Raw genomic sequence first — 7,154 nt, 5'->3', positions numbered from 1 at the left:
CACAGAGGAAAAAGTATCGCCCTTTCGTCGGAAAAGCGTATGATGCCGTATCGGGAGGTTTTCTTTGCTGTGGAACGGTTCGGTTCGTCGAGAATTTCATACTTGCGTTTTGATGCTGCGGCTTCAAACGAAATCCGTTACTTCTCCGAAGTGTCGTCAATTGAATTGGTGCAGTTCAGGGATACAGATAAGATATCTCTCGGGTCGGAGATAGAATTGAAGTTCGGGAAATCGTTTTTCGACATAAGAGCGGAAATACTCCGATATAAAGAAAGAGACATCAGAAGAAACCCGACGATTTCGTTTTTCGGCAAGGACGAAGGAAACGAATACCTATTGTCATTAGGTTATATGCCGTCGGGCAGATTCTCGATCTCCACGGGAACGGAATGGTCGGACATAAAAGGGGACATAAACGACAGAGCCAAGGGGCCCTGGACTTTTGTCGAAGCAAAGATGGAATTCATGAGAAACCATAACTTCACTTTATGGACGGGTAAGGTTCGCGGCGGCAGGCAATGTTCAGGAGGAGTGTGCAGATTCGTCCCCGATTTTGAAGGCTTCCGGTTATCTCTAATCAGTCGGTTTTAAGCAGGAAGCAGCGAGGATAATTAATCGAGGTTAATAGAATGGGTAAGACAATTTTGAAGTTCTATCGCAGGACACTTGTAATTTCTTTATATTTTATTCTATTCCACAGTTCGGCGATTCCCCAGGGTTTGGATAACATTGATCCGGTCGGGCGCTTTCAGGCATTTTGGTTCGCTGAAATGTTAGACGTGGAACTTTCGGGAGATGTAGCATGGGTGGCAGGTGTAGGAGGTTTGGTTGCAATCGATGTGAGTGACCCTCAAAATCCGACCATGTTCAGCCGTTACAATCCATCAGGTAATCCATATGGAGAGAGATATTATCATTCAGCAATCGGCGATAAAATCGCATATGCTTCCGGAAGGCTTGACGGTATATCGGTTATAGACATATCCAGTCTAAACTTTCTCAGGCTCGAAAGTGTGCATAAGGAAGAAGGGGTGAGTTATGAAGGTCTATATCTCGGTGCGAACTACCTGTATGCATGCAGACATGAAAAAGGCTTAGAGATCTTGGAATTAGCCGGTAATTCTCTATTCAGTGTAAGCGTCTACGAAAACTTGTCTAACGCATGGACTGTTGTAGTGGAAGAAGGAATCGCCTATGTAGCAGATGGCATAGGAGGACTAAAGATTCTTAACGTAAACGATCCGAATAACATAAGCGAGTTTTCAGCAATTACCACAACCGGACCCGCCAGGGACGTGAATGTGGTTAACGGCATCGCTTATGTTGCTGTGGGTTCACAGGGGCTTGATATAATTGATGTGAACGAACCGTCAAATCCGATCTTTTTAAGTAACTACCAAAGCCCGTTTTTTACGGCAGGTGTCTCGGTGGATGGCGATAAGGCATATCTGGCTGAGTGGGATATTGTCGAAGTAATAGATGTATCGGACGGGCAAGCGCCGTTCGTAGTCGGATGGGAAGAAATTACGATGAGAGCAATGGGCATAGCTGCGCGAGACAGCCTTCTTTACGTAGCCAACTGGCTGAATTTTGACATTCTGCTTTTCGGAAATACACAAGAGCCGGATATCTTTCTTTCTGAAACGTTTCATGATTTCGGCAGCACACCCGTTGGAAGCAGTTCCGAAGCAAGAATTATTACGGTACTGAATACCGGACCTACAGAGTTGTCGGTGGATAGTATAACCTCAAACGGAGAGGATTTTACTCTTGATACCGAATTTTTGAATATAGAACCGGGAGGAGTCGCGGAGGTTCAGTTGACTTTTACACCTGTAGATGATCAAACAACCCAGGCTGTCATCAGTTTTTGGTCGAACGATCCTGACGAGCCGCGCAAGATATTTGTCGCAAAGGGAAATACAAATTCCCTTAAGATCGGCGACAGTGCCCCGGATTTCACGTTGGATGACATCGACGGGGTTCCTCACACACTGTCGGATTATGCGGGCAAGGTGATTGTCCTCTCGTTTTTCGCATCGTGGTGACCGGTCTGCGGTCCGGAGTTGTCGGACATAGCTGTAACGATAGGGCGGACGTTCGAATCGGATCCGGTAGTTATTTTCGGGATAAACAATAACGAAAATTTGGATCTGATAAAGAACTTTATTGCCGCCTTCGGAATAACTTTTCCCGTGTTGATGGATTCGGACGAGATGGTTATTTGGGATTATAATCAGTTTGGAGGTACTTCCCCGTTTCCACTCGATTATATTATCGACCAACAGATGAAAGTGGTGTATCACAACACCGAATATAACCCGAGGCGAATGATAGAAATTATCAACAATCTGCTTGGTATCGTCGGAGTGGAAGAAGACATCTCTTCTTCGCCGCTCTCCTTCATTCTCAGCCAGAACTACCCAAACCCGTTTAATCCCGTTACTACCATCAATTATGCGCTGCCAAGCACAAGCAAAGTTCTCCTGATTATATATAATTTGCGTGGGGAGGAAATAGCTCGACTCGTTAACGGGATTCAACCCGCAGGACTCCACCAGATAACGTGGGATGCAAGCGGCGTTTCTTCAGGTATTTATTTCTACAGAATTCACGCCAGCCCGACATCAGTCCGGCAGGCAGGCGACTTTATTCAGACGCGGAAGATGATGCTGCTCAAATAGCACTGTGTCATAAACGTCAGTATAAACACACCAATTCGCTCTCTTATAAACACATCAAAACGAGAGCTTATGATAACTAGCTTTCGCTCCACGGGGCGAACTGTTAACTAATCGAACGATTATGAGACACATTTTTGGTGTATCGAATCTTATACGATTATGAGAATTTGAGCTAAATTTTCAGCGCAACCTAAAGGCTTAAAGTGTTATATAATAGCCGGTACTGCTGTAGGTCCCGGTCAGTAGATCATAGAATACTAAAGCACCGGTATTAAGACGTTACGAACGTCTTAATAATTTCACCGAGTAGTCGATTGAACGTATCTGTATCTTCCCAGATAAGTAAATGACCCACTCCTGACATTATTTCGACCTTGAAGGAGGAAACATAGCGTTGAGCAGCCTCAATATCTGTGGGAACTAAATCAGAGTTGATGCAGTGAATAGGAGCTTTTATCTCTTTGAGCGACTCTGTCATATCGTGTCTTATATAATTTTCAATTACGGTCACAGCAATATCAGGTGGAGCAGCGCATCCGCCAAATTCAGCGCTCACTTTTTCCAGGACCTCAGTAGAATCAGCATTCGGGAGGATCATGGAAAGTAAGAACGCATTTAAAGTTCCAGCGAAATCGACTCGGAAGGGGGCTATGAATCCGTCTATCTGTTCATCTGTAAGTTTCTGTTCTATATTTTTGAAATTGTCAACCCCTACCAATCCAATAATACGTTCCGGCATAATCCGTGCAGCTTCGACTATAACTTTGTCCCCCATTGAGAATCCTACAAGCACTACCTGTTCGAGACCGAGCTTCTCAACAACCGAAACGACGTCCTCTCCGAAAGCTTCCATAGTCCAATCGGTACGACCGTGACCGGACTTTCCGAAACCCGCAAGATCGATCGTAATGATTTTATTCTGGCGTGAGAATTCCAGGATTTGTCCGTTCCAATTATTCTGACCCCAGCACCAACCATGAACGAAAACGATTGCCGGTGTCCCTTCTCCATATACACTGAAGCTTATGGGTACACCGTCAGCGGAAGTAGCAACATTTTCGGCTTCATCCGAACAACCAGCCAAGACGACATATAATAATAAAATACTTGTAAGCGATAATCGGTGCAGAATTTTCATCTTTTCCCTCCTGAGTGGAATTGCTTTAAGGCGCTAAAGTATAGTACCATTATAATTTTAAGATTACAAGGTAAATTATAATAGACAATGCTCCGCATATTTTTCGTGACCTCCAACCCACACGTTTATGGGAAAATTACAAATGTGGGGTTTAATCCGTGACATAGAATGTAGATTTAATGGTGAACGTCAGATGATCGGTGGAATAATTAATTAGCTCAGACCATACTGTCCCTTTTCAGACGCTCCTCGGCTACCTGTTTGATTGTCTTACGCAGTTCCGGTTCTGATTCGAGCAGAGTCTGGAAATCCTTCACGTAAAGAACCAAAAGTTCGCAAAAGCCTAAAGCACGAACGTTAGCGATCCTCGGAATTTCCAGTAATAGGGCAATCTCTCCAAAAAAATCGTTGGTGCCCAAAAGAACCGGCTCGGGATCCAACTCCACCTCCACCGCTCCGCTCGAAATAAAGTACATTGCCTGACCTCGCATGCCCTTTTTAATTATTAGTTCATCCGGCAGCGCTAATCTCGTTTTCAATAGACCGACGATCTTCTGAAGATGGGCGGGATCAAGATTAGATAAGAACGAAACAGACGATACAAGTTTAACGGGCGTTAACCCCAAGTCGAGCTCGGGGATTTTATCAAGTTTTTTAGACGCTAAATCTAATTCGTTTTCCAAATCGGCAAAAACTTCCCTGTCAATTATTGAATTATCCAGCATATTTTCAAAGATCGATTCCTCCAGTCTTAATGCCATCCGCCCCAAATAGTTTTTTTCCAAAGCCGCTCCATGTACTGGATACTGAAGTTTGAGCATGTTCTGAGCCTTCTCGGATTTCGTATAACGTTCATCCAGCAAAATTTCCAGATTTCTTTCGATTCCCGGTCCCAATAGTTTTGAAACCTCAGCAATAGAAGTTTTGATGAGTCGGTTAATGGTAGTGGAATCCGCCATAAGAATTTCGAACCGTTCTGAAAGGAGTTGCGAAAGGTAGCCGGTATAACCGAAACTTCTGTGCAATCGCATTGCTAATCCGTAACGCCAGTCGAATCTTAGGTTTTCCTGCCACGTATTCGTATAACCTATTACCCCGTTGGATCGAATGCCGTCAAGCAGATTATCGTTCCTCGAGAGGAGCTGCCTGATAATATTTGAATCGATCAATCTGTCACCGAAAAGTTTAAGGTAGTTTTCTCTTTCCTGAATCGATATGTCAAGCAAGCCGATAACAAGCCATTCTTCCTCGGTGATTTCAGTTATTTGTTCCACAGATGTCTTCATCTCACTCACGCGCTCTTTGTAACTTCGGATCAATGCATCCGATATCTTCGGGTCCGCCTGTAATTCTGTTGTGGCAGTCTCGATCTTTACGAATACCTCACTCAGAGAGAGTGCGGTGGCGCGGTCCCTGATGATTCGGTCGGTTAGAGAGAGCTTGTCCAATCGGAAAAATCTAACCACCCAACCGATAGTGGTCGCATTTATCATGAGCGTAATAAAAACGAACCCGGTGACAAGTATGCCGATAAATTGCCTTACTTCATGCGAGATGGAGGAGTTCTCCATCACAGCGAGAGCGAGAGCAAGCGAAACTGCGCCGCGCAAACCTCCCCAAAACATGACAGTTTTGAATGCAGTACTCACCCTGGTTATCATGTTCCCGATCGATAGCACAGGCAGCAACCCGAAGATGATAAACGCGCGCGAAAGTAGAGCTGCGATTGTGAGAATCGCTAATATCTTTAATTCGGTCATTCCAATATTAAAGATAATTTGAGGCGCGATCACTCCGACAAGAATAAAGATCAGAGAATTAGCCCAAAATCCTATATGTTCCCAAGTCTCAACCAGATCTTTCCAGGTGGAAGGCTTGAGAGTCGACCTTCCCACGGAGCCTATTACCAATGCTGAAGTCAACGTCGCCATTACACCCGAGACATGGAGATAATGCTCGGCGATAATAAAAGAAAGATAAGCCAGGGAGATCGTCAGCGTGATTTTAACAATCGGCACTTTTTTCATTCTTTTAAACAGAGCTCCCGTGATCGTGGCTATCAAATATCCGACGATCACTCCACCGAGAAATACTTTAAGGAACAGAAATATTCCTTCCTTCAGAGTGAAGTCGCTATTTCCCATTACCATCAGGCTGAGTATTGAGAATAAAACGATAGCCGTGGCATCGTTGAAAAGACTTTCACCCTCGACTAATATTGCGAGACGTTTCGGGACGTGTAAATCTTCGAATATCGATACTACAGCCACAGGATCGGTAGCGGACACTATGGCTCCTAAAAGAAGGCAGACAAGCACGCTCATACCTGAAACAATCCAGATGCTGTATCCGATAAAAACAGTGGATATGAGCAGTCCGGCTATCGCAAGAAGTAATATCGGACCTAAATCATCCAAAAGCCTGTGCGCATCGATAGATAGGCTCGAATTGAATATAAGAGCGGGGAGAAATACGAACATCACTGCATCAGATGTGATTTTGAAATTTTTAAGGCTGTAGAGAAAGTCACCTAAAATTCCGCCGACTCCTACCGGATCGACAACGACCTCAATAAGACCAAGAATAAAACCCACAACAGCCAGCAATACGGTATAGGGTATATTAAGACGCCTTGCTATCGGCAGCATAAGAGCAGCAAGTCCGAGAATAAGGGAAAGACCTAAGACCAATGTTGGGAGATTTTCCAAACAATAATACCCCGGTATCCATTAAAGAGAGTTGTTCTAAACTAATTGAGAACTAAATGTTTAACAAGGATTTTCTTCAAAGATCTTCCGTGGACCCGACCTTGTCCCAATAGTTGAAGCATTGATATCCACTTCAATCTCAAAAACCTAACTTATAACACACTATATCAACCGTCCAAAACTCATGAAAACGAGTGTGTATGATAATTAGCTTTTGAGACACGGGGCGAACTGTCTCAAAAATGAAGGTTTGTGAGACACATTTTTAGTGACTTAAAATTCGTACGTTTATAAGAATTCGAGCAGTATCAAGGCTTTTTTTGACTTTGGAAGTGGGCTAAATAGTAGGGGGCAAAACCTCTGTGAATAAGTTCTTATTTCATCATCTGATGATGGAGTTCTCCAATGTCACCTTTTTTCTCCATAAAAATCTCTTCGAATCGAATTTTCGACTTATATGGTTCTTCTCCAAGCTCAATTTTCAACCCATCCCCTTCCGACATATATTGCGAATAAGTATATAGCCCTATGCCGCCTCCCTGGTCCATAACACAGCGAAATTCAGGCAGGTACATTCTCACGAGGCCTTTTTGATTAACCCTCCAGGCAATATGCTCTGCCGCG

At 44.0% G+C, this 7,154-nt stretch carries 6 protein-coding genes; 3 read left to right on the top strand and 3 right to left on the bottom strand.

Going from position 1 to position 7,154, the window contains the following annotated elements:
* The first annotated feature begins 39 nt into the window (after window positions 1-39).
* The 3 genes from IID12_09270 to IID12_09260 are packed head-to-tail and all read left to right on the top strand — an operon-like array spanning window position 40 to window position 2,684.
* The gene (locus IID12_09270) at window positions 40-591 is read left to right on the top strand and encodes a hypothetical protein (GenBank protein MCH8289277.1); all 552 of its coding nucleotides are present in this window, start codon (window positions 40-42) and stop codon (window positions 589-591) included.
* 38 nt (window positions 592-629) lie between these two features.
* On the top strand, window positions 630-2,048 hold the full coding sequence (locus tag IID12_09265) for a redoxin domain-containing protein (protein MCH8289276.1): 1,419 nt from the start codon (window positions 630-632) through the stop codon (window positions 2,046-2,048).
* Between the two features lie 18 nt (window positions 2,049-2,066).
* Window positions 2,067-2,684 (top strand): T9SS type A sorting domain-containing protein, encoded by a 618-nt coding sequence (locus tag IID12_09260; GenBank protein MCH8289275.1) that lies wholly within the window; start codon window positions 2,067-2,069, stop codon window positions 2,682-2,684.
* 271 nt (window positions 2,685-2,955) lie between these two features.
* On the opposite strand, the gene IID12_09255 is transcribed toward IID12_09260, so the two are convergent.
* From IID12_09255 to IID12_09245, 3 genes are all read right to left on the bottom strand, one after another.
* Window positions 2,956-3,822 (bottom strand): alpha/beta hydrolase, encoded by an 867-nt coding sequence (locus IID12_09255; protein ID MCH8289274.1) that lies wholly within the window; start codon window positions 3,820-3,822, stop codon window positions 2,956-2,958.
* A 218-nt stretch (window positions 3,823-4,040) separates the two neighbouring features.
* Window positions 4,041-6,530: a cation:proton antiporter gene (locus tag IID12_09250; protein MCH8289273.1), complete on the bottom strand. Its 2,490-nt coding sequence runs from the start codon at window positions 6,528-6,530 to the stop codon at window positions 4,041-4,043.
* Between the two features lie 374 nt (window positions 6,531-6,904).
* Window positions 6,905-7,105 (bottom strand): hypothetical protein, encoded by a 201-nt coding sequence (locus tag IID12_09245; GenBank protein MCH8289272.1) that lies wholly within the window; start codon window positions 7,103-7,105, stop codon window positions 6,905-6,907.
* Window positions 7,106-7,154: the final 49 nt, after the last annotated feature.

The organism is Candidatus Neomarinimicrobiota bacterium, assembly GCA_022567655.1.
GTDB lineage: Bacteria > Fidelibacterota > SORT01 > SORT01 > SORT01 > JADFGO01.
The sequence above is the reverse complement of the archived record's forward strand: the minus strand, read 5'-3'. Positions and strand labels throughout refer to the sequence as shown.